The organism is Nocardioides hwasunensis (genome assembly GCF_014779665.1).
In the GTDB taxonomy this organism is placed as follows: domain Bacteria; phylum Actinomycetota; class Actinomycetes; order Propionibacteriales; family Nocardioidaceae; genus Nocardioides; species Nocardioides hwasunensis.
Window position 1 is genome coordinate 145,460 of record NZ_JACXYY010000004.1, and the last position, 20,494, is coordinate 165,953.

Below are 20,494 nucleotides of genomic sequence, written 5' to 3' on the forward strand. Positions count from 1 at the left end.
AGTCCTCCTTTGAGACGTCCGTCACGTGAACAATCGTTCGTAAACCTAAGTCCACGAGGCAGGATGGTCAACACCCAATTTGGGCCGGTCTGCGTCCACATGGCGCGTGATCGATCGTTTACCCAAGTGTTCGAACTGGGAGGAACTCATGAGGGAATCCGTCATCGTCGCCACCGCGCGTACGCCGATCGGGCGGGCGAGCAAGGGCTCACTGCGCGACGTCAGGCCCGATGACCTGGCTGCCTTGGCGACGCGGGCTGCGCTAGAGAAGGTCGAGGGGCTCGAACCCGCCACCATCGACGACCTGATCCTCGGCTGCGGGCTGCCAGGCGGGCAGGCGGGCTTCAACATGGCGCGGGTGGTGAGCGTGATGAACGGCTGGGACACCGTCCCCGGCACCACCGTCACCCGCTACTGCGCGTCCTCGCTCCAGACCACCCGGATGGCCTTCCACGCGATCCGGGCCGGCGAGGGCAATGCCTTCGTCTCCGCCGGCGTCGAGAGCGTCTCCAGCTTCCGGGCCGGGACCTCCGACCTCCCGGGCAATGAGAACGCTCTGTTCGCCGACGCCATGGCGCGCTCAGCGGAGCGCGCCATCTCGGGCGCAGACTGGTCCGACCCGCGCCAAGACGGCCTGCTCCCCGACATCTACATCGCGATGGGCCAGACCGCGGAGAACGTCGCCCGCCTGCGCGGCCTGGACCGCAAGGAGCTCGACGAGTTCGCCGTCCGCTCCCAGAACCTCGCCGAGAAGGCCATCGCCGACGGCTTCTGGGCCCGCGAGATCACCCCCGTCACCACCCCCGACGGCACCCTCGTCACCGCCGACGACGGCCCCCGCGCCGGGGTGACGTACGACGCCATCGCCGGCCTCGACCCCGTCTTCCGCCCCGACTGCGTCGTCACCGCCGGCAACTGCTGCGCCCTCAACGACGGCGCCGCAGCCGTCGTCATCATGTCCGACACCAAGGCCGCCGAGCTCGGCCTCACCCCCCTCGCCCGCATCGTGTCCACCGGCGTCTCGGGCCTCTCGCCCGAGATCATGGGCCTCGGCCCCGTCGAGGCCACCAAGAACGCCCTCAAGCACGCCGGCATGAGCATCGGCGACATCGACCTCGTCGAGATCAACGAGGCCTTCGCCGCCCAGGTCGTCCCGTCCTACCAGGACCTCGGCATCGACCTCGACCGCCTCAACGTCAACGGCGGCGCCATCGCCGTCGGACACCCCTTCGGCATGACCGGCGCCCGCCTGCAGAACACCATGCTCAACAGCCTCGACTTCCACGACAAGACCACCGGCCTGATCACCATGTGCGTCGGCGGCGGCCAGGGCATGGCCATGATCCTCGAGCGCGTCTAAGCCCGATCAGGCCGCACCGCTCACGGCCAGGTCGGTCGTCGGCGACGCCTCAACCAGCAGCCGAAAGGTGCGCCGTGGGTCGTCGCCAGCGCGGGCGAGCAGGTCGACACTCTGACGGAAGGCGCTCGAGACTGCGCTCGCGGCGACCAGCGCGAGCGGCGCGTCCGGTGCGACGCCGAGGCGCCCGGCGAGGTCGGGCCGGTAGAGGTGCTCCCCGTCGTTGACGGCGCGGGCGACCTCGGCCCACAGTTCCTTACGCGAGTGGAGGATCGGGAACAGCCGCATCGTGCGCTCGTCGTACGACTCACCGAGGACGACCTCGTACCCGGTCAGCATCAGGTCGGCCAACGTCTCACCCCCAGCGGTGCGGAAGTGGGCGGCGAGTCGCGTGCTTCCGGCATCGAGCACAGGTGCGACGCACGCCTCCTTGGTCGGGAACCAGCGGTAGAAGGTGCGCTCCGGCACCCCGGCTGCGTCGGCCAGCTCGGCGACGGTGGCAGAGGCCGAACCGGCGGCGATTAGGTGCTCGCAGCATCGCTCGGATGCCGACAGCATCTTCGTGGTGTAGGTCACAAGCACATGCTAGGTTGGCAGTAACTGCCACTTAGGAGGACACCCCGATGCAGCTTCACGACAAGATCGCCCTGATCACCGGCGCGGCGATGGGCATGGGCGCCGCTCACGCCCGCCTTTTCGTGGAACGTGGGGCAAAGGTGGTCCTCACCGACGTCGTCACCGACGAAGGTGCCGCGCTGGCCGACGAGTTGGGCGACAACGCCGTCTTCGCCGAGCTCGACGTGACCGACGAGGAGGGCTGGGAGCGCGTGCTGCGTGGGGCGCGAGGCATATTCAACCGCCCCGTCAACGTGCTGGTCGGCAACGCCGGCCTTCCCGGACCCAACGACTCGCTCACGGAGCTCGACGTCGCGGCCTACCAGCGCACAGTCGACGTCGACATGCTCGGCATCTTCCTCGGCATGAAAGCCGTGATCCCCGACATGTGCCGCGCGGGCGGCGGCTCGATCGTCAATATCTCCTCGATCGCCGGCTTCGCCCACCAGCCCTGGACGCCCAACGTCGCATACACGGGTGCAAAGTTCGCCGTGCGCGGGATGACCAAGTCCGCCGCGTCGGAGTACGGCACCTACGGGATCCGCGTGAACTCCATCCATCCTGGGGCCGTCATGACTCCGATGCTCGCGGCGGCTATATCGCCCGACGACCAGGAGCGGATCAACAGCCGAGTCCCCCTGCGGCGCTTCGCAGACCCGCGCGAACTGTCCGAGGCGGTGGCGTTCCTCGCCTCCGACGCCAGTTCCTACATCACCGGTGCCGAGCTAGTGGTAGACGGAGGACTTCTGGCCGAATAGCTGGCAGGCCACGCGACGCCGAAGTGATGCGCAGCCAGACGGCGACTGCCTTGGGCAAGCGACCTAAGCAATGCACAGTCGATTAGCGCACGACCAGCGTTTAGGCTCTGATCAAGCCACTTCGACCCGGCGGAAAAAGCGCCACCCATGCATTGCCGGCCTGGTGACCATTGCGTTCGTCCGAAGCTGACCTACTGTCCCCTTGCCCACGAGAGTGTGGTGAGGGTGACCCAGATGTCCGCCTATCATTCAATTCATGTGTCTCGCGTGGCGGTCGGCGCATCGACCAGAACTGGAGCTAAAAAGCAACTGAAGGCGTTCTATCCCCAGCTGGTGAACCGAACCACGTCGAGAGCGCACGACACTTGTTGTGATGGATTTATGACACCAGATGAACAACTTGAACTATTCGCCGCGTTCGACGAGGACGAGTTGTTCAGTGCCGCCCTGCAGTTGATGCGACGGATCCACGACGCGGTGGTCTACGACGGCGAAGAGGCGGTCCACGGCGATCTTCCGAGTGCTATCGACGACCTGGAGTTGGGACCGTGGCAGGAGCTCGACCAGCCACTCATCGAAAACTGGCCGTACGCCGTCGATTGCGAGTTGCTGAGCTGGCTCCTGCGCAGGCTTGAGGACGCCTCGTCCGGAGACTCGGCAGTGGTCACTGCCCGTTCGCTCCTTCGTCCTGGAGGACCCAAGTTCTGGGCTCGAGGCTGAACACCCGCGTCGCTGCGCGTCCGTCGCCAATACGCCCACGACCGACAGCCTTAACAGCCCAGCCCTTCCAGAACACTCCACTTGTTTCAGACCGTTGAACACCATCGGACAAGCTCGGCCTAGAAGATCTCGTCCTTCTCACCACTCCTCGCCGGCTCTCAACCCCTTCCCCACCAAGCGGCACGCATGCTACGAAGGTTCGTAGATGGGCTGCTCCGGTTGGAGCGGCCCACGCGGCATTTCTAGGGGTCCGTTGGTTGTCGACGGACGGCGTTGAGGCGGGTGGTCGGCGTGCACGGCGGCGTGAAGTTCTACCGGGGCACCCCGAAGGCCGCGCGCACCTACGTCGAGCAGGACTGCGCTCGCTACGACGACTACTACCTCGCCGAAGGCGCTGGCATCGCGATGCGGTTCGCGGCCGCGCGGTCCCCCGACGGTCTGAGCAAAGTTGCCAGACGACCGGACCTCGACGGAGCGGCCTACGAGGCTTGGGTTGCAGGGGTCGATGTCGAGTCCGGTGAGCCGAAGGGTCGGCTTCGCACGGACGCGAGCGCTCTGCGGTTTGTCGAGGTCACCATCAATGGCCCCAAGACGTGGTCGCTCGCTGCCGCGCTGCGCCCCGAGGTGTCAACTGCGCTGGACGCCGCACAGGATCGTGCCGCCGAGCAGATCATCGGCTACCTCGCCGAGCACGCCACCACCCGGATCGGGCCACGGGGACGCCAGGTACAGATCCCAGTCGAGCAGCTCGAGGCAGCCGCGATTCGGCACTACACGTCGCGTGCTGGCGACCCGCACCGTCACCTTCACCTGCAGGTCAACGCTCGCGTGTTCGCTGCCGGCCAGTGGCGTGGACTCCATTCGGTCGGGGTCCGCGACATGATCGAGGCCATCAACGGGATCGGCCATGCCGCCGTGGCCACCGACCCCGAGTTCCGGACGGCGCTCGCCGATGCCGGATTCACGCTCGATCTCGCGTCCGGCGAGGTCAAGGAGCTCGAGCAGTTCTCGGGCGCGTTCAGCGCCCGCAGCGCCCAGATCCGGGCCAACGTCGATCGGTACGAAGCAGGCTGGCGGTCCGATCACCCCGGCCAGGAGCCAGGACCGCAGTTGCGAGAGGTCTGGGATCGGCGCGCGTGGGCGGAGGCCAGACCTGACAAGGTCGTTCCGAAGGACGGCGCTCAGGTGATCGAGGGGTGGAACGAGGACCTGCGTGCGCTCGGCTACCGAGGCCCGGCTGCGGCTCTTCCATTGCGGTCCGCGTCGATCTCGGAGCTCGACCGTGATCGGGCGGCCGAGCTCGTGCTCTCGCGTCTGGGCGCCAAGCGGTCCGCCTGGAACACCGCCGACATCCGAGGGCAGGTCGAGAACCTGATCGCCCAGAGCGGCGTTGTCGCCGCAGCCGGCGTCCGGATCGAGCTCGCCGAGGACATCACCGCCCGCGCGGCGGCGCGCTGCAGGCCCCTGCTGCTGCGCCCCGACGTCCCCGAACACGTGCGAGCGTTGACCTCGCCAGATGTGCTCGCCGTCGAGACCCAGATCCTCGAGCGGCTCATGCGTCGCGCGCAGCCTGCCGAGCACTCCCGGATGCCGCGCCAGACCCTGGCGCGGTTGGGTCCGGATCAGGCACGGGTGGTCGCGGCGCTGACCGGTCGGGGTGCGCTGGTCGTCGTCGAGGGCCCAGCCGGCGCTGGCAAGACGACCACCCTTTCCGCTGTGAGCGCGCACTTGGCGAGGCACGGACATCGACTGATGGTCGTGACCCCGACCCGCAAGGCGGCCGACGTCGCCTCCCGTGAGACGGGCGGCGCAGCCCAGTCCGCCGCCTGGTTGATCCACCAGTACGGCTGGCGATGGGACGACGACGGCCACTGGAGCCGGCAACCCAGCCGGCAATCCGGCTTGCCCAGCCCGGAGGCGCGACTGCGGCGCGGGGATCTGCTGCTGGTCGACGAGGCGGGCATGGTCACCCAGGACGACGCCCTGGCCCTGCTGACCCTCGCCGACGAAGCTGGCGCCCGGATCGCGTTCCTCGGCGACCGGCACCAGCTCCCAGCCGTCGGCCGCGGCGGCGTACTCGACCACGTCCTCGCCTGGGCACATCCCAGCGCCGCACTCACCCTCGAGCAGGTCCACCGCTTCACCGACCCCGACTACGCCCAGATCAGCCTCCGCATGCGCGACGGACGAGACCCCGACGCCTTCTTCGACCAGCTCCTCAAACGCGGCCAGATCGCCGTCCACGCTTCAGAAGCCGAACGCACGGCCGCGCTCGCCGAGGTCGGAGCCACCGGCAAACTCGTGGTCGCAGACACCCGCGAACAGGTCGCCGCGCTCAACGCGGCCATCAGCTACAAGCGGACACACGGACCCGCTCACCAGTCCGCCGCCGGGATGGTCATCACACGGCGTGGTGAGCAGCTTCGGGTCGGTGCCCGTGTCGCCACACGCCGCAACGATCCCGCGCTCGGCGTCACCAACCGGCAGACCTGGACCGTCACCAGGGTCAGCGAAGCCGGCGACCTGGTCGTCCACTCCCCCGAGCTCTACTACGACCGGCAACTGCCGGCGGCGTTCGTGCGCGATCACGTCGAGCTGGCCTACGCCACGACCATCCACGGCGCGCAAGGAGAGACCGTCGACCACGCCCACGTCGCCATCGCCGAGTCCACCGGCGCAGCAGCGACGTACGTCGCCATGACCCGGGGCCGGGAATCGAACGTCGCGCACCTCGTCGCTGCGACTCTCGACGAAGCCCGTCAGCAGTGGAGCCAAGTGTTCGACCGCGACCGCGCGGACCTCGGCCCCGCCCACATGCAGCGGGCCGCCCTCGACGCGATCGACCGCTGCGGACCGCACTCTCCGCGGCCGGCGGGCCAGCCTTCCCCCTACGACTACACCAGCCCAACAGCCACCCGATCCGCCGGAATCGGGCTCTGACGTACGTCATCGTCAGAAAGTTGGGGAAGCCTGCTGACCTGCGCGTTTCCAGCCTTCCCCCTCAGTCCTCCCCAGCCTTCCCCCGCCCTCGGCACCGCAACCCGGTAAACCTGAGCGTCCACGCTGGTCGACTCCAATCACACGCGACGAGTCACGTTCACCGATGTCCGAGAGGCACCGACCGACGTCGCCTCTCGTGTCAGCCGAACACCATCACTCAGGAGGACCCGTGACCGCCCAGCCGCACACACCCAGCCCGCGCCGAGACGCTGGCGACGAGATTCTCACCCTCCAGGAGGCCTGCAGCCTCCTGCGTGTTCCCGAAGGGACCCTGCGCTACTGGAGACACCTCGGTTGCGGCCCTCGCAGCTTCAAGATCGGCCGCCACGTCCGCTACTGGCGTGCCGACCTCACCCTCTGGCTCGCCGAACAGACCAACCGTCCACAGGATCACCACTGATCGCTGTCGATGTCGGAACCCGGAGAGACGATGGATCGATCCTGAAGGGAGCATCACCATGGCGGGGAGCATCGCCAAGAGACCCAACGGCAAGTGGCGGGCGAGGTACCGCGACGAGTCCGACAAGGAGCACTCACGGCACTTCGATCGCAAGATCGACGCGCAGCAGTGGTTGGACCAGGTCACCTCAGCCGTTGTCACCGGAACGTACGCCGACCCGCGAGCCGGCCAGATCACGTTCTCGGCCTTCTTCGGCGAGTGGTCGGCACGCCAGGTATGGGCTCCTGGCACCGTCCTCGCGATGTCGTTGGCAGCGAGATCGGTGCCCTTCACGGACCGACCGATGAAGCTCGTCCGGCACTCAGACGTCGAGACCTGGATCAAGCAGATGCACGCCGCCGGACTCGCGCCCGGGACGATCAAGACGCGCTACGTCAACGTCCGCTCCGTGTTCAGGGCCGCCGTTAAGGACCGCGTCATCGGCACTGACCCGACCAACGGCGTACGCCTCCCCCGCGGCCGGCGCGCGGATGCTGCGATGTCGATTCCCACGCCCGAGGAGGTCGGACAGCTCATGGCCGTCGCCGACGAGCGGTTCCGGCCATTCATCGCCCTCTGCGCGTTCGCGGGACTGCGACTAGGCGAAGCCGCCGGCGTGCAGCTCGGAGACATCGACTTCCTCCGACGGACGCTCAAGGTCTCGCGCCAGATCCAACGCGTCACCGGCGGAGCGATCGATGTCCGCGCACCGAAGTACGGCTCGGAGCGAGTCGTCTTCCTTGCCGACAGCCTCGTCAACATCCTGACCGAGCACGTGGGCGCCCACGGCACTTCAGGAAAGGACCGTTGGCTGTTCGCCGGAGAGGGTGACGATCCCCCGCACCAGAACACGGTCGGCTACTGGTGGCGAAAGGCGCTCACTGACGCCAGCCTCTCGCAGATCAAACTGCACGATCTCAGGCACTTCTACGCCTCAGGCCTTATCGCGGCCGGGTGCGATGTCGTCACGGTTCAGCGGTCGCTCGGTCACTCCAAGGCGACCACGACCCTCAATACCTACGCTCATCTCTGGCCCACCGCAGAGGATCGCACCAGGAGGGCCGCAGAATCGATCATTTCCGAGTCTCTTGGAGCGCCCGATGCGCCTCCTGGTGGGCCGGCGGCACCCTCCAACGTGTTGCCCTGACCGCTCGGAGATGCGCACATCGACTTACTGCTCATCGCCCACAATGCAGCACCGCCAGGAGCGGCTGACTGCTCATCATCTGCGTACGCACATTCCGCGTTGATCCGAGCTGCGGCCGGGAGCCAGCCCAAGCGGTCGACTAGGACGATGCTTCCTGGCCGGCCGCGACGCGGGCCCCGATCACTCCCCCACGGGGAAGTCGCCGCTTCGGGTAATTCTCCCAATAGGCGGCGTACGAGGTATCAAAGGTCTGCCTGAAACGAAGGATTTCGTTTGGCCGAGCAAAAACGGCCGCTGGCATGGCGTACTGGGGTCCCCCAACGAGTGCTGGCATGCGCGACCAGTCATATGCGCTGGGACGAGCGAACGCCAGCTCGGTGCCCTTGGCGCTCCTGAGGGTGTAAACGCGCCGATCCCAACTGTCTCCATGCACGCTCACGCGCTTGAAAAGCGTTCGGCAAAGCCCATCGGCTTCTAGGCGCGCGACGGCCTTCTCTGCCGCATCGAGCGCAGAGCTCAACTTCGTCAGATCGGGCGTCGTGATCCGGTAGTGCATGTGCTCGTTGCGTGCATTCGCGACGTTGGCACTATCAAGTGTCGTCCGGACGTAGTTCACCGACTCAACGATGCGTTCCTGCGAGCGGGGCAGCAGATCGAGGAAGGGGGCCCGGTGCTCGAAGGGGAACTTCTTGAGATCTGTGAACCGCGCGTAGCGCGGATACGCATCGGCATCCCGACGCCAGTCAGACGGGCGCGTCCTAAGCTTCTCGAGGTAGTCAGCAAGTACCCCGAAGCCAGTGATGAGTGGCTGGAGGGTGTTCTTGTCTTTCAGTAGCGGGTCGGCGCCGGGGTTCTCGAGCCGGAACTGCTCGTTAAGGACGTCGAAAGCCATCAGTCGGTGGCGTCCTGGCTCGTAGTCAAACGGGCGCTCTGCGGCGATGTGATCGTGTGTCAGTGCCCAAGTGGCGAAACTAAGGCTGTCGTCGAGAACGCCTTCGAGCTCAACGAAGTAGTTGGCGGCCTTCGACCTCAACTCGACTGCATCGACGCGTGCGCCGACGCCTGCCGTCTGGCAGAACGACTTGAGCCGGCCGAAGTGGTCCCAGAATGCGGCACGTAAGTCTGGCGCTTCGTGGCGATAGAAGCCGAGCTTCCACAGGACGGCCTGCACGAAGGTCGGATCGTCGGCGAAGTCTTCGTACCGAAGACCGAGACGGTCACAGGCAAGAACGAGATTGGTGCGCCTGGAAAGGATGAGTCTCTCGATCACTTCGTCGGGCTCAGCTGAACGCACAAACTCTTCAAGTCTCTCCGGTGGCTCTTCGCCTTCGACAGTCCGAAGCTGCCATTGCAGCTCGTCGACCTCCGCTGGCGTATCGAGTTTGTAGAGCTCGTCGACTAGTCGCTTCAGGCGCATGGGACCTAGCGAGTGCTCGTCGGAGGTGAACCTGACGCCCAGAGAAGACAGTTCGGGGAAGGTTCCAAAGGTTCCGTAAGCAAGGCGCCGGTTTGTCATTAGCCGACGGATCTCGCCAACCTCCACCCGAATCCTTCGCGGTTGCTCGTCCGTGGCAAGGATAAGGGTATCCAGCGCGGAGACGATCTCCTCGTTGCGAGTCAGCATGAGGAGCTGAGTGAGGCCAGCTCGGTCCAAGCCGGCAGCAATATCGTCTGCTTTGCCAACCAGCGCGAGAGGTTCGAGCAGGTCGCGCAGGGACCCCGAACTGTTGTCGAGTAGGTGTGCGAGCAGCACGCGCAGCTCATCGTCCGCAAGCAGATCGCCAAGCGCCAAGAACATCGGCTCCAAGGAGCGGTCGTCGAAGCGGAAGCCTTCCGTCCCAGCGACGTCTTGCATGAACTCGCCCCATTCGGACTCATCGTCGCCGAACGACTCGAGAACACGATCCACGACGGGGGAGTGCTGATTGATGGGCGCGCTGTGGTCGCTGCTCAGCCTTGCAGTGTGGACACGGGAGCAGGTCAGCTCGCTGCAGTGAAACAGGGGAACCGTAGTCACGGGGCCGAACCAGCGCCGCTCCGGACTTCTCAGCAGCCCGTAGGGACCGGTTACGTAGTTCTCAACCTGGAACACGCCGATCGGCATGGGCTCCAGAAGCTTGAGTGTCTCTGCATGAGACAGAGTGTCGCGCATGTCTTCGTACACGTCGGCGGCCCGATCGTAGAGCTCGCGACCGAGCACGAAGGGGAACAGGAGATCCCTTCCGCGGATCTGCTTGTCGATGATCCGCCGAAGCTCGTCAAGGTCGGTTCGCACGACGTCAACCAGCGGTTCACGATGGACAAGGCGCAAGAAGCAGAGTAGTCGTGCCTCTTTAGCCGGGAGATCGTTCTTCGTCACCAGCTTCTGAAGGACCTTGTTTCCGAACTCGGTGAGTTGGACGGTCCCGACAAGTTCATCGGGGATCTTGTACTTCTCGCGGAGGATACTGCCCGCAAGGAGTTCGCCGAGGCGAGACGCATCTATGAAGCGCTCTCGCCATTCTGCATCGGCGTACCTGTCCGCAAGCTCGTGCTTGCTGAGCCTTGTGGCTTCCATGTTGCCCCCTTGATGGTTCCAGCCGCCGAGGCTAGTCCTGGATCTCTGAGCTTCGCTGTGGAACGGAGAAGGTCAGTCCCGGTGCGCGTGGGCGTCGACGTTGACACGTGCAGCAGGCCAACTACGCAGCGGGACGAGGTCCCGACATAGAAGTCCGTCGAGGCGCGCCTGATCGCCGCGGCCGTCCAGGACACGCCCACGCCGGCTGACCTGCTGGGCAGCCCACTATTGCGGGTGCGTCCCTAGCAGCTCGCGGGCGTCTCAGGTTGGCGCTGATGGGCTGGTCGGAGTTGCATAACGTGTCCTGCCTATCTGAGGATGGGTGCCGCGCTAGCGGTGTTTGACGTGTTTGCCGAAACCCGTCACACTTGACGCATAAGCCGCTCCATCGAGGTGGAGTAGGAAGTGAGCCTGGGAAGTTCCCGCCGGACGACGGGGTCCCGGGCTCGCGGCATTTTCGGGCCCTTGCCTGCAGCACCGGAGTGTTCTACAGGGTGATGAGCTGGGTGTGCGCGGTGATCTCCGCGAAGTAGGTGGAGTCACCGACGCGGTCGGCAGTGAGCGCGCCGCACACGGCGTCCGGTACCCACAGCAGCGGGTCCAGGGGGCCCTTCTGGTGCTCGATGCGCAGCTGGCTGGTGATGGTCTGCTCGGCACGCATGGCGCCGACCATGTCAATGTCGCGCCGGTCGTCGGCGGGCCCGCGGGACTCGAAGGTGACGGTGGCGACCTCGAGCTGGTCGAGCTCGAACAGCAAGCGCTGCATGCACAGCCGCCGTCGCCGTTCGGCTCGGGCGTCGGGCATCTGGTCTCGAACGACGACCAGGTGCATCAGCGGCAGCTGTGCGACGCGCTCGATGATGACTTGGCGGCGCTTGTGGTCTTCGTCGTGCCAGTGCAGCTTGTTCTGGCCCTTGAGTCGCAGCACTTCCATCTCCGCCCTAATCTCGTCTTGGGCCGTGGTGTCGCAAATAGCGGCGGCGAGGATGTACGCCCCGGGGTCGCGGCGGGTGTCGGACATCGACTCGTCGACGTGACCGCATAGCGTGCGGGCGCTCACGGCTGCGCCACGGCGCTGAGGTGCCCCTTGGTGACGGGCTTCTTGCCGGTGAGCTTCTTCATCGGCGCGAACGGCGACTTGAGGGAGAAGGTGTAGTCGGTGCGCGACCCGGTCCCGGAGAGCCAGTCGGGAACGACGGTGAAGTTGCGCGTGAGGATCCCGTGCTTGCGGAGTTCGCGCTGACCTCGGTCGATGCTGTCGGCCGAGATGCCGTACCAGCTCTCGGCCCGCTCGGCGGGCAGCACGAACGGCTGGCGCAGAGACAGCGCGATGAGCAGGGTTGCCTTCGCGCGGAGCGTCAGCTGGGCGTACCAGGCCTCCTCGGCGCTCCAATACGCGAAGGGGAGCTTGAGGTAGGCCTTCTCGGGCGAGGTGTAGGGCTCGCCGTTGCCGGACTCGTCGAGGAGGGTGATGCGGGCCAGCCGTCCGCTCCTCTGGCGCTCGACGAGATGGTAGGTCTCGTCGAGCCGGAGCCAGGCCTTTGAGACGATCGAGCGGCCTCCGTCGACGTCGAAGCCGTGCCCGATCGCGCGGCCCCAGACGCGTGCGTCTCGTGCGACGTCCCACGGCTCGCTGCTGGCGCCGGCGACGAGAAGGAGGTAGAGGTCGAGGCCGGTCTCGTCGTGGCGCTCCACCATGGCCTGCAGGGGGCCTGGCTTGGGGTTCTTCTGGCTACCCTGCTGGACGAACGAGCGCCGCAGCGGAGCGGCCTTGCTGGTGCGCCCGGCAGCCTTCAGCGCGGCCGCGATAGTGGCCGCCTGCTCGGGAGTAGGGGTGCTGGTCATGCGGACCATTGTGCCAGCGCCAGCGCGCCACCTGGGCCGCAGCCGACGGCTGCGGATTGTCGCGGGAGCGGGACTAATAGTGAAGAACCATCTAAGTACTCTCTCAATCCCCTCGTAGCTCCATCACAGACCCACTCCCGTTGGTCGCGCCAGCGAGACAACCGAGCTCCTTGGGCGCGACAGTTGGGAACCGCTGGAATGTCATCGTCGCCGATTCATTTCGTCCCCGATCGCGGGACGTGTCGGCCGGGGTGGGAGCGCCGGCCGTCTTGGCGCATGGGGCTGTCGGTTTACCGTCGGGTTCGTGGTGGAGGAGCAGGACCGTGTGCCCGATCCGGGGGTGGTGCAGCCGGGTCGGCTCCCGTGGTACTTGAGGATCCTGCAGCCGACACGGGGGCGAGGTCGTCGTCTACGTCGACGTCGCCATCTGGTGCTTCGGCGTGGTCGAGGAGTGGCATCGGCACAAGGACGGCACCGGGACTGCATGGGCGCGCCGGGCGTCACCGACGGGCAGTCGTGTCGACATCATCCGCCTGGCGCGCCTTCGACCCGTCGAGCTCGACTGGTCCCGCGGCCGCGCGCAGGCGTGCAGGGCATCTCAGGGCGACGGCTGAGCCCGGCGTGGGTCAGGAGGCGGCCTGGACCCGCTCGATGTCCACGATGAGGCTGTCGAGGGTGCGGGTCTTGATGGCCGGCTGGCCGACCTCGAGGTAGTTGCTGTTGATCTGGTTGCGCAGGGTCAGGGCCTGGCGCAGCCGCTGGAGCTCCGCGGTGGGCCGCCAGCCCGCCGGCTTCGCCATCAGGGTCGCCACCTCGAGGTCACGGCTGTGGAGGTAGTGCCCGCGTACGTCAAGCACGGGCCCGAGCACGCTGGTGCCGCAGCTGCCGACCCGGCACCCGATCCGCACGCGAAGGTCGGACTGCTCCATGAGCCGCCGCGCGACGCGCAGCGGCGCCGTATACGCGAGTGCCGGCAGGTAGACGCCGGCCTGCGGCCCACCGCCGCTCTCACCGTCCTCGAGCGGCTTCGGGGGCTTGCTCTTCCGGTTGACCTGCGTCATGTGGTTGACGTGTTCCATCATGCCGACGCCGACGGAGTATGCCGCGGCGTGGCCGAGGGCAACGGCGACCTGGCCGAGGTTCCCGGAGTAGCCCAGCGTGACGTGGAGTCCAGCCTCGGTGAGGTCTTGGGCGATCTGGAATCCGTCGACGATCTTCTTCAGGCTCTCGTCCTCACCGCCGAACGGCGACATGCGCAGCTCGAGGTGGCGGATGCCGGCCTGGTGGTACTCCTCGCCAAGGGCGGCGGCCCGCGAGCGCAGGTACCGCTGCGGCGCGGTCAGGATGGCGCGCACGGGCCGGTCGGACTGCAGCGCCGTGGCCTCGGCGAGGTCGACGTTGAGGTGAGCCGCGCGGTCCGAGACCGCATAGAAGTGGGGGGCGGTCACGTCCGTGGTGCCGTCGGGGTGCGCGGCGATGGTCCGTTCGACCAGGACGTGCCGCGCTTCGAGCGAGGTCGCCAGCACGTCAACGTCGTAGGGAGCGCCGCCCCACAGGGGGAACCGCTCGAGGCCGTAGCCTGCGGCGGCGAGGAGCTGGGTTGCCGGCTCCCACAGCACCTTGATGCCCTCCTCTGCGGCCGCTTCGGCGGCGTGACGCTGCTTCGCAGCGGCCTTGGCGTCGAGCACGATCGCCGAGGTTGCGGCGGGCTGGCGGGACAGGAAGTCCTCAACAACCTTCTGGTCGTTGTGGCCCAGGGCGATCTGGAGACTCATCGGCGTGCCTTCCGGGAGGTCTTGACTAGGCTGACATACTAGCGACAGAACCTCGACAGAACGGGATGGACAGCCATGGGGCGTGTCGCAGCGGGTGCGCTCGCAGAGAAAGTAACTGGGGCCATGGACACTCTCGGCTTGAGCGACGAGGAAGTGGGTTCGATCGTTGACGCCTCAGGGCGCTCGGTGGCCAGGTGGGCCGCCGGCGAGGTGGTCCCGCAACGCCTGAACAAGGAACGTCTGCTTGAGCTCGTCTATGTTGCGGATGTCCTCAGTGAGGTTCTTCCCCGCGACCATGCGAACACCTGGCTGTTCACCCCTCAGCGGGCGTTGCAGCATGAGAAGCCGTCGACACTGATCCAGGCCGGAAGGTACAAGGAAGTCCTAGCCCTCATCGAGGCCATGGCCGACGGAGTCTTCGCTTGACGTCGGTTCCTGATGACGCGCTCCTTGAGGCCGTCGACCGCATCGGCCGCACTTCTTGGTCAGGGCAGACCCACCGGTACACCACCGCGCGCCGCGAGGCTCTGTCCGGGGTAGGCGCACGGCTCTTCGGCGGCCGGTACAACCCCCCGGACCTGTTCCCCACGATCTACCTCGCCCAGCCCGTCCAGGCGTGCATGCGCGAACTGGCCCGGGCCGCCGAAGACCGTCACCTCACCGTGCAGGAACTCCTCACCATCCCCCACGTCCTGCACACCATCGAGCTGGTCGACGTCCAAGTCCTCGACCTCACCGTGTCGGCCACCCAAGACATCCTTGGCCTTGATGTCGATGACCTCCGCGGCGAGTGGCAGCCATGTCAGGCAGTCGGACACGCCGCGTGGTTCCTCGAGTTCCAAGGTGTGCTGGCGCCCTCAGCCGTCGGCGCGGGCGTGACCCTCGCTCTGTTCGAACACCGCACCACACCCGGGCAGGTCACCGGCATCACCACGACACCCATCGACTACGCGTCCTACGAGTCCCTGAAGCGTCCGACTTGACGGGCACTAGCTCCGACCGACGGCATCGGCGCGCCAGCGGGACTCTCGTGTTGCTTAGACCAGAGGCTCGGGCGATAGCCACCTCCATCGTGGATCAGAAGGCGCCGATGCTGGCCACCAACCAAGCACTAGGTTCCGTCTATGTGTCACCCGGTCCACCTTCGCGAGAGAACTTTGAGCAGCAAGGCCAACACGCGGGTGCGAAGCCTGCCGAGTCGCCTGGCGGTCGAGTGCGGCGATCCTCACGAAAGGGTTCAGCAGGGTGCGTCTGTCCGCCGCCTATCGGGGACTGCGGTCCAATGCCGCTCGCCACCGCGCCGGGCGGTTAGCACTGCGCTCGTCGCGTCACCCGTATCGACCGGACTGAGCGGGCACGCACATGCCTACGCGCAGTCGCGACAGACGAGCGGATTGTCTGACACGCGTGCGGTGCGATGGTGGACGAGGAAGCACACCGAGCACGTGAACTCGTCGGCCTGCTTCGGCACCACCTCGATGCTGAGCTCTTCGTTCGACAGGTCGGCTCCGGGGAGCTCGAAGGACTCGGCGGCCTCGGTCTCGTCCTCGTCGATCTTGCCGGAGCTTGCGTCCTTGTCAGTCGCGGCCAGGCGAAGAGCCTCGAGGCTCTCCTCTTTCTGCTCCTCCTCGCTCTTGCGAGAGGCGTCGTAGTCAGTTGCCATGGCGGGAAGTGCTCTCTATTCGTTCGGGCGGGCGAAGTCTGCCGTACTCAGTCGGTCCCCCTGCACGTGGCCAGACGGGCATCCGGGCCTCGAAGAGCGTTCACTGATCGACATCGGTCACGTGACCTCGCCGCCAGCAGCACGCGCGTACACGACTTCACGAGCCTCCGCACCCGCCCATCCCGTGATCGCAACCAATGCCGCTCCGCGCCAGGGACCGAAATTCTTGCGGACTGCGTGCGGACTGGTGAGGGTCGCACCCGCTCTGACCTGCGAAAACGCAGCGATTCAGACGTTGAAGCGGAACTCCACCACGTCACCGTCGGCCATCACGTAGTCCTTGCCCTCCATGCGGACCTTGCCGGCCTCACGGGCCTTGAGCATGGACGTCGCGGCCATCAGGTCGTCGAAGGAGACGACCTCGGCCTTGATGAAGCCCTTCTGGAAGTCGGTGTGGATGACTCCGGCGGCCTCGGGCGCGGTCGCGCCCTTCCTGATCGTCCAGGCCCGGGTCTCCTTCGGGCCGGCGGTCAGGTAGGTCTGCAGGCCGAGGGTGTCGAAGCCGACGCGTGCGAGCTGGTCGAGGCCGGACTCGGTGATGCCCATCTCGCCGAGCATCTCGTGCGCCATCTCGTCGTCGTCCATCTCGGCGAGGTCGGCCTCGAACTTGGCGTCGAGGAAGATCGCCTCGGCCGGCGCGATGATCTCGCGCATCTTGTCCTTGAGCGCCTCGTCGGCGAGCTCGTCGGCGTCGCAGTTGAAGACGTAGATGAACGGCTTGGCGGTCAGCAGCGACAGCTCGCGCAGCAGGGAGCGGTCGATGTCGGTGGCCATGATCGGCGTGCCGGACTCGAGGGCCTCCTTGGCAGCCTGGGCCGCGTGGAGGTTGGCGACGAGGTCCTTGACCTTGCGCGACTCCTTCTCGAGCCGGGCGATGGCCTTCTCGACGGTCTCGAGGTCGGCGAAGATCAGCTCGGTCTGGATGGTCGAGATGTCGTTGGCGGGGTTGACCTCGCCGTCGACGTGCGTGACGTCCTCGTCGCGGAAGACCCGGGTGACCTGGCAGATGGCCGCGGACTCGCGGATGTGCGCGAGGAACTTGTTGCCCAGGCCCTCGCCCTGCGAGGCGCCGCGGACGATGCCGGCGATGTCGACGAACTCGACCGTGGCGGGCAGCACCTTGGCCGACTCGAACACCTCGGCGAGCTGCGGGAGCCGCTCGTCCGGCACGCCGACGACGCCGACGTTGGGCTCGATGGTGGCGAACGGGTAGTTCGCCGCGAGGACGTCGTTCTTGGTCAGTGCGTTGAAGAGCGTCGACTTGCCCGCGTTGGGGAGACCGACGATGCCGATGGTGAGAGCCACGGGCGGGGAGTCTACGGCGACCGGGCACGGGCCGACGAAACGCGAGCCCGGTCGTCGTCCGGACATGCGAGGGGCCCGGCCCCACGGCCGGGCCCCTCGCTCCTCGAGCGTCGGTGAGCAGGTCGGTGACCAGTCAGTGACGCCTCAGGAGCCGTAGACCGACGCAACCCCGGCGCGGTCCGTGGCGGTCATCGAGAGGTCGCTCGACGAGCCGTTGCACTGCGGGTAGTGCATGATCGAGGACGAGTCGTACGGCGTCAGCGGGCGCCAGTTGTTGTCCTCGAAGCAGGTGCCGGCCTCGGGCCGGGTGTGCTCGTGGCGGAAGCCCAGCACGTGACCCAGCTCGTGGGCCAGGATGTTCGACGGGGTCCAGGAGCCGGAGTTCTGCAGCGAGTAGGCGTTGACCAGGACGTTGCGCTGCGACTTGGGGCTGCTCGGGAAGAAGGCGCGGGCGATGTACTGCGTGGTGCTGGTCGGCTCGACCGAGAAGGTCACCGAGCTGTTCGACGTGTTGCAGCTGGCGTCGGCGGAGGACACGTAGGTGAAGTCGACACCACTGGAGGCGGCTTCCCACTGGCCCGCGCCGGACTGCATCGCGGAGACGATGGCTGACTTGTCGGAGCCGAAGGAGTTGCTCACGCAGTAGGTCAGCGTGGTCGCGTCGCTCCAGAGGTCGTCAGCTCCGCCGTTGGTGTTGACCACGAGCGAGGTCGAGCCGCCGGGCTTGCTGGAGCTGACCATCCGGTCGTAGTAGTCCCGGAGCGCCTTGGTGTTGGCGATGGTCTCGTCGCCGTTGACGACGTACTGCCCGCCCACGTCCCGGAAGGTCGAGGCCTGGAACTCCTCGAACGTCGGGACGTTCTCCCCGGCCGGGGCCGCGTTGGCCGGGGCCATCGACAGGGCGAGCGCCCCTGCGCTGAAGGCTGCCGCGATGGACCGACTGATCGTGGTCTTCAACATTGCTTCACTTCTTCCGGTTGGATTCGGTTGGCCCCTCCAACCAACCTGTCTAGACCGCGGGATGGAAGCCGAACGGTCGGTCAGGAATGTGCACTGCAAGAACCTGCAGAAGTTCGTCCGCCTATCGAACGCCTTCGTGGACTGCACATTTTTGCGTTGCGCCTGCTGAGCGGTCGCTGGGGCGGAGCGTCGGCCCCGCACCTGCAAGACTCGGCCGCATGAGTGATGTCGGGGCCAGTGACGGCGTGACCAGCGCTGCCAGCCGTACGCCGGTCCTGCGGGAGCCGGCCCACCAGGTCTCGCGGCAGGCGGTCCCGTTCTGGACGGTGTCGGCCCTGCTGGGGGACGGCGTGGTCGTGGTCGCCGCGGCGCTGGCCTACTTCCTCATCCCCGACGTCCCGGGCTGGACGGGTCTGGTCGTGCTGGCCCTCGCGCTCGCCGCGGCCGCCCACGTCGCGCTGATGCCGCGCATCCGCTTCCGCGTGCACCGCTGGGAGGTCAGCGACACGGCCGTCCACACCCGGGAGGGCTGGATCGGGCGGGAGACGCGGATCGCGCCGCTGAGCCGCGTGCAGACGGTGGACTCGCGCCAGGGGGCGCTGATGCGCCTGTTCGGGCTGGCCTCGATCACCGTCACCACCGCCTCGGCGGCGGGACCGATCACGGTCGACTGCCTCGACGCCGACGTGGCCCGCGACGTGGTCGCACGGCTCACCGAGATCACCGCCGCGACCGAGGGCGACGCCACGTGATCCCCGCTCCCGGCGGCCCCGACGAGGGGTGGTCCCGGCTGAGCCCGCGCAAGCTCCTGCTCGACCCGGTGAAGGCCGTCGGGCAGGCGATCGTGCCTGTCGTCGTGGCGCTGGTCGGCATCAGCCAGAACCCACGCTTCTGGCCGATCATCTTGCCGATCGCGATCGTCGCCCCCCTGCTCTTCGGCATCCTGCCCTGGCTCACCACGCACTTCCGGCTCACCGAGACCCAGATCCAGGTGCGCAGCGGGATCCTGAACAAGAACACCTCGACCGCACCGCTCGACCGGGTGCGCAGCGTCGATCTGGAGGCGTCCCTGCTGCACCGAGTCCTCGGCGTGCAGAAGGTGCAGATCGGCACCGGCGTCGACGACGACCGGATCACGCTCGACGCACTCGCGGCCGCCGACGCCCAGGCACTGCGTACGACGCTCCTGCGCCGCCGCACGGCACCTGACCCGATCGCCGACGTGACGGCCGGCGCGGCGCTGGATGAGCACCAGGAGCCGACGGGCCCCGCTCCCCCGGCGCCCGAGCCCGCGCCGGTGCTGCTGGCCCGGATCGACTGGTCGTGGCTGCGGTTCGCGCCGTTCTCCCTCGGCCGACTGGTGATCCTCGCCGGCGCGGTCGGCGTCTTCTCGCAGTTCGGCGACAACCTGCCGATCTGGAACGAGGAGACGGCGACCTCGACGTGGAACTGGCTCACCCAGTTCGCGGTGATCGCCATCGTCGTCGTGCTGCTGGTCGTCGGCCTCGGCGTGTGGCTGGTGGTCTCGGTCGGTGGCTACGTCGTGCAGTGGTGGAACTTCCTGCTCGTCCGCGAGCACGGCTCGCTGCACCTGACATCAGGGCTCTTCACGCGCCGCTCGATCACGGTCGAGGAGGCGAAGGTGCGCGGGGTCGTGCTGACCGAGCCCGTGCTGATGCGCGTCGTCGGCGGGGCCGAGCTCGCCACACTGGCGACGGGCGTCGAGGACGGCGTCACCCGCGTGCTGCCGCCGTGCCCGCGCGACGTCGCGGTCGGTGTCGGCGAGACGGTCGTCGAGCACCGCGGTCCGCTCACCGACGCCCTCGTCGAGCACGGCCCCCGGGCGCGCCGGCGAGCGTGGATCCGGCAGGTGCTCAACGCGCTCGACGTCCTGGTGGTGGCGGCGATCGCCTGGTGGTTCCTCGACTTCTCGTGGTGGTGGCTGGTCGGCCTCGCCGCCGTCCTCCTCGTGCTCGCCGCGGCGGCCGGCGAGGCGTCGTACCGCCACCTCGGGCACCGGCTCTCCGGTGACCACCTGGTCGCGGGCAGCGGGGTCCTCGCGCGGATCCGCACGGTGCTCGAGACCGACGGCATCATCGGCTGGGTCATCACCCAGTCGTGGTGGCAGCGCCGCATCGGCCTCGCCGACCTGACGGCCACCACCGCGGCCGGCGCGGAGCGCGTGCTGGTGCGCGACGTACGTCTCGACGTGGCGGTCGCGCTGGCGGACGACGCAACGCCCGGCCTGCTCGGCGACTTCCTGGCCGAGACTGCCTGACCGGCAACGCCGGGG

The 20,494-nt window shown here is 67.3% G+C and carries 18 protein-coding genes; 10 read left to right on the top strand and 8 right to left on the bottom strand.

Annotation, left to right across the window (positions count from 1 at the left end):
• Positions 1-148: 148 nt before the first annotated feature.
• Positions 149-1,360 carry an acetyl-CoA C-acetyltransferase gene (locus IEZ25_RS10655; RefSeq protein WP_191199411.1) on the top strand — a complete coding sequence of 404 codons (1,212 nt, stop codon included), beginning with the start codon at positions 149-151 and terminating at the stop codon, positions 1,358-1,360.
• Positions 1,361-1,366: 6 nt separating this feature from the next.
• Here the strand turns inward: IEZ25_RS10655 and IEZ25_RS10660 are convergent, their stop codons facing one another.
• Positions 1,367-1,933 carry a TetR/AcrR family transcriptional regulator gene (locus IEZ25_RS10660; RefSeq protein ID WP_191199412.1) on the bottom strand — a complete coding sequence of 189 codons (567 nt, stop codon included), beginning with the start codon at positions 1,931-1,933 and terminating at the stop codon, positions 1,367-1,369.
• 47 nt (positions 1,934-1,980) lie between these two features.
• On the opposite strand from IEZ25_RS10660, the gene IEZ25_RS10665 reads away from it, so the two are divergent.
• From IEZ25_RS10665 to IEZ25_RS10685, 5 genes are all read left to right on the top strand, one after another.
• Entirely contained in the window at positions 1,981-2,730 is a 750-nt protein-coding gene (locus IEZ25_RS10665) for a glucose 1-dehydrogenase (RefSeq protein WP_191199413.1), read from the top strand.
• Positions 2,731-2,955: 225 nt separating this feature from the next.
• Complete coding sequence (locus tag IEZ25_RS10670; RefSeq protein ID WP_191199414.1) at positions 2,956-3,450, top strand: hypothetical protein; 495 nt, start codon at positions 2,956-2,958, stop codon at positions 3,448-3,450.
• A 303-nt stretch (positions 3,451-3,753) separates the two neighbouring features.
• On the top strand, positions 3,754-6,390 hold the full coding sequence (gene mobF / locus IEZ25_RS10675; protein WP_318152165.1) for a MobF family relaxase: 2,637 nt from the start codon (positions 3,754-3,756) through the stop codon (positions 6,388-6,390).
• 229 nt (positions 6,391-6,619) lie between these two features.
• Complete coding sequence (locus IEZ25_RS10680) at positions 6,620-6,850, top strand: helix-turn-helix transcriptional regulator (protein WP_318152166.1); 231 nt, start codon at positions 6,620-6,622, stop codon at positions 6,848-6,850.
• Positions 6,851-6,908: 58 nt separating this feature from the next.
• The gene (locus tag IEZ25_RS10685) at positions 6,909-8,036 is read left to right on the top strand and encodes a tyrosine-type recombinase/integrase (RefSeq protein WP_191199416.1); all 1,128 of its coding nucleotides are present in this window, start codon (positions 6,909-6,911) and stop codon (positions 8,034-8,036) included.
• A gap of 139 nt (positions 8,037-8,175) precedes the next feature.
• Here IEZ25_RS10685 and IEZ25_RS10690 read toward each other — a convergent pair whose 3' ends face one another.
• The 4 genes from IEZ25_RS10690 to IEZ25_RS10705 form a co-directional block, all read right to left on the bottom strand.
• A complete protein-coding gene (locus IEZ25_RS10690) occupies positions 8,176-10,593 on the bottom strand; it encodes a hypothetical protein (protein WP_191199417.1) in 2,418 nt (805 codons plus the stop codon).
• Between the two features lie 487 nt (positions 10,594-11,080).
• Positions 11,081-11,653 carry a hypothetical protein gene (locus IEZ25_RS10695; RefSeq protein ID WP_191199418.1) on the bottom strand — a complete coding sequence of 191 codons (573 nt, stop codon included), beginning with the start codon at positions 11,651-11,653 and terminating at the stop codon, positions 11,081-11,083.
• The gene (locus IEZ25_RS10700; RefSeq protein ID WP_191199419.1) at positions 11,650-12,438 is read right to left on the bottom strand and encodes a hypothetical protein; all 789 of its coding nucleotides are present in this window, start codon (positions 12,436-12,438) and stop codon (positions 11,650-11,652) included. The genes IEZ25_RS10695 and IEZ25_RS10700 overlap by 4 nt, the downstream gene beginning before the upstream one ends.
• Positions 12,439-13,064: 626 nt before the next feature.
• Positions 13,065-14,213 (bottom strand): hypothetical protein, encoded by a 1,149-nt coding sequence (locus IEZ25_RS10705; protein WP_224748839.1) that lies wholly within the window; start codon positions 14,211-14,213, stop codon positions 13,065-13,067.
• Between the two features lie 138 nt (positions 14,214-14,351).
• On the opposite strand from IEZ25_RS10705, the gene IEZ25_RS10715 reads away from it, so the two are divergent.
• On the top strand, positions 14,352-14,639 hold the full coding sequence (locus IEZ25_RS10715) for an antitoxin Xre/MbcA/ParS toxin-binding domain-containing protein (RefSeq protein WP_224748840.1): 288 nt from the start codon (positions 14,352-14,354) through the stop codon (positions 14,637-14,639).
• A complete protein-coding gene (locus tag IEZ25_RS10720) occupies positions 14,636-15,196 on the top strand; it encodes an RES family NAD+ phosphorylase (RefSeq protein ID WP_191199422.1) in 561 nt (186 codons plus the stop codon). The genes IEZ25_RS10715 and IEZ25_RS10720 overlap by 4 nt, the downstream gene beginning before the upstream one ends.
• Positions 15,197-15,579: 383 nt before the next feature.
• Here IEZ25_RS10720 and IEZ25_RS10725 read toward each other — a convergent pair whose 3' ends face one another.
• From IEZ25_RS10725 to IEZ25_RS10735, 3 genes are all read right to left on the bottom strand, one after another.
• The gene (locus IEZ25_RS10725) at positions 15,580-15,876 is read right to left on the bottom strand and encodes a DUF4193 domain-containing protein (protein WP_191199423.1); all 297 of its coding nucleotides are present in this window, start codon (positions 15,874-15,876) and stop codon (positions 15,580-15,582) included.
• Positions 15,877-16,164: 288 nt separating this feature from the next.
• Positions 16,165-17,241: a redox-regulated ATPase YchF gene (ychF, locus tag IEZ25_RS10730; RefSeq protein WP_191199424.1), complete on the bottom strand. Its 1,077-nt coding sequence runs from the start codon at positions 17,239-17,241 to the stop codon at positions 16,165-16,167.
• A gap of 144 nt (positions 17,242-17,385) precedes the next feature.
• A complete protein-coding gene (locus tag IEZ25_RS10735; RefSeq protein ID WP_191199425.1) occupies positions 17,386-18,201 on the bottom strand; it encodes a M57 family metalloprotease in 816 nt (271 codons plus the stop codon).
• A 218-nt stretch (positions 18,202-18,419) separates the two neighbouring features.
• On the opposite strand from IEZ25_RS10735, the gene IEZ25_RS10740 reads away from it, so the two are divergent.
• Positions 18,420-18,953 carry a PH domain-containing protein gene (locus tag IEZ25_RS10740; protein WP_191199426.1) on the top strand — a complete coding sequence of 178 codons (534 nt, stop codon included), beginning with the start codon at positions 18,420-18,422 and terminating at the stop codon, positions 18,951-18,953.
• Positions 18,950-20,479, top strand: coding sequence for a PH domain-containing protein (locus IEZ25_RS10745; protein WP_191199427.1), 1,530 nt, complete (start codon positions 18,950-18,952; stop codon positions 20,477-20,479). The genes IEZ25_RS10740 and IEZ25_RS10745 overlap by 4 nt, the downstream gene beginning before the upstream one ends.
• Positions 20,480-20,494 lie beyond the last annotated feature (15 nt).

Excerpts from the sequence above, each read along its gene's own strand:
- IEZ25_RS10655 (WP_191199411.1), top strand. The coding sequence starts at position 149 with ATGAGGGAATCCGTCATCGTCGCCACCGCGCGTACGCCGATCGGGCGG.
- IEZ25_RS10665 (WP_191199413.1), top strand. The coding sequence starts at position 1,981 with ATGCAGCTTCACGACAAGATCGCCCTGATCACCGGCGCGGCGATGGGC.
- IEZ25_RS10685 (WP_191199416.1), top strand. The coding sequence starts at position 6,909 with ATGGCGGGGAGCATCGCCAAGAGACCCAACGGCAAGTGGCGGGCGAGG.
- IEZ25_RS10690 (WP_191199417.1), bottom strand. The coding sequence starts at position 10,593 with ATGGAAGCCACAAGGCTCAGCAAGCACGAGCTTGCGGACAGGTACGCC.
- IEZ25_RS10700 (WP_191199419.1), bottom strand. The coding sequence starts at position 12,438 with ATGACCAGCACCCCTACTCCCGAGCAGGCGGCCACTATCGCGGCCGCG.
- IEZ25_RS10705 (WP_224748839.1), bottom strand. The coding sequence starts at position 14,213 with ATGAGTCTCCAGATCGCCCTGGGCCACAACGACCAGAAGGTTGTTGAG.
- IEZ25_RS10725 (WP_191199423.1), bottom strand. The coding sequence starts at position 15,876 with ATGGCAACTGACTACGACGCCTCTCGCAAGAGCGAGGAGGAGCAGAAA.
- IEZ25_RS10735 (WP_191199425.1), bottom strand. The coding sequence starts at position 18,201 with ATGTTGAAGACCACGATCAGTCGGTCCATCGCGGCAGCCTTCAGCGCA.
- IEZ25_RS10740 (WP_191199426.1), top strand. The coding sequence starts at position 18,420 with ATGAGTGATGTCGGGGCCAGTGACGGCGTGACCAGCGCTGCCAGCCGT.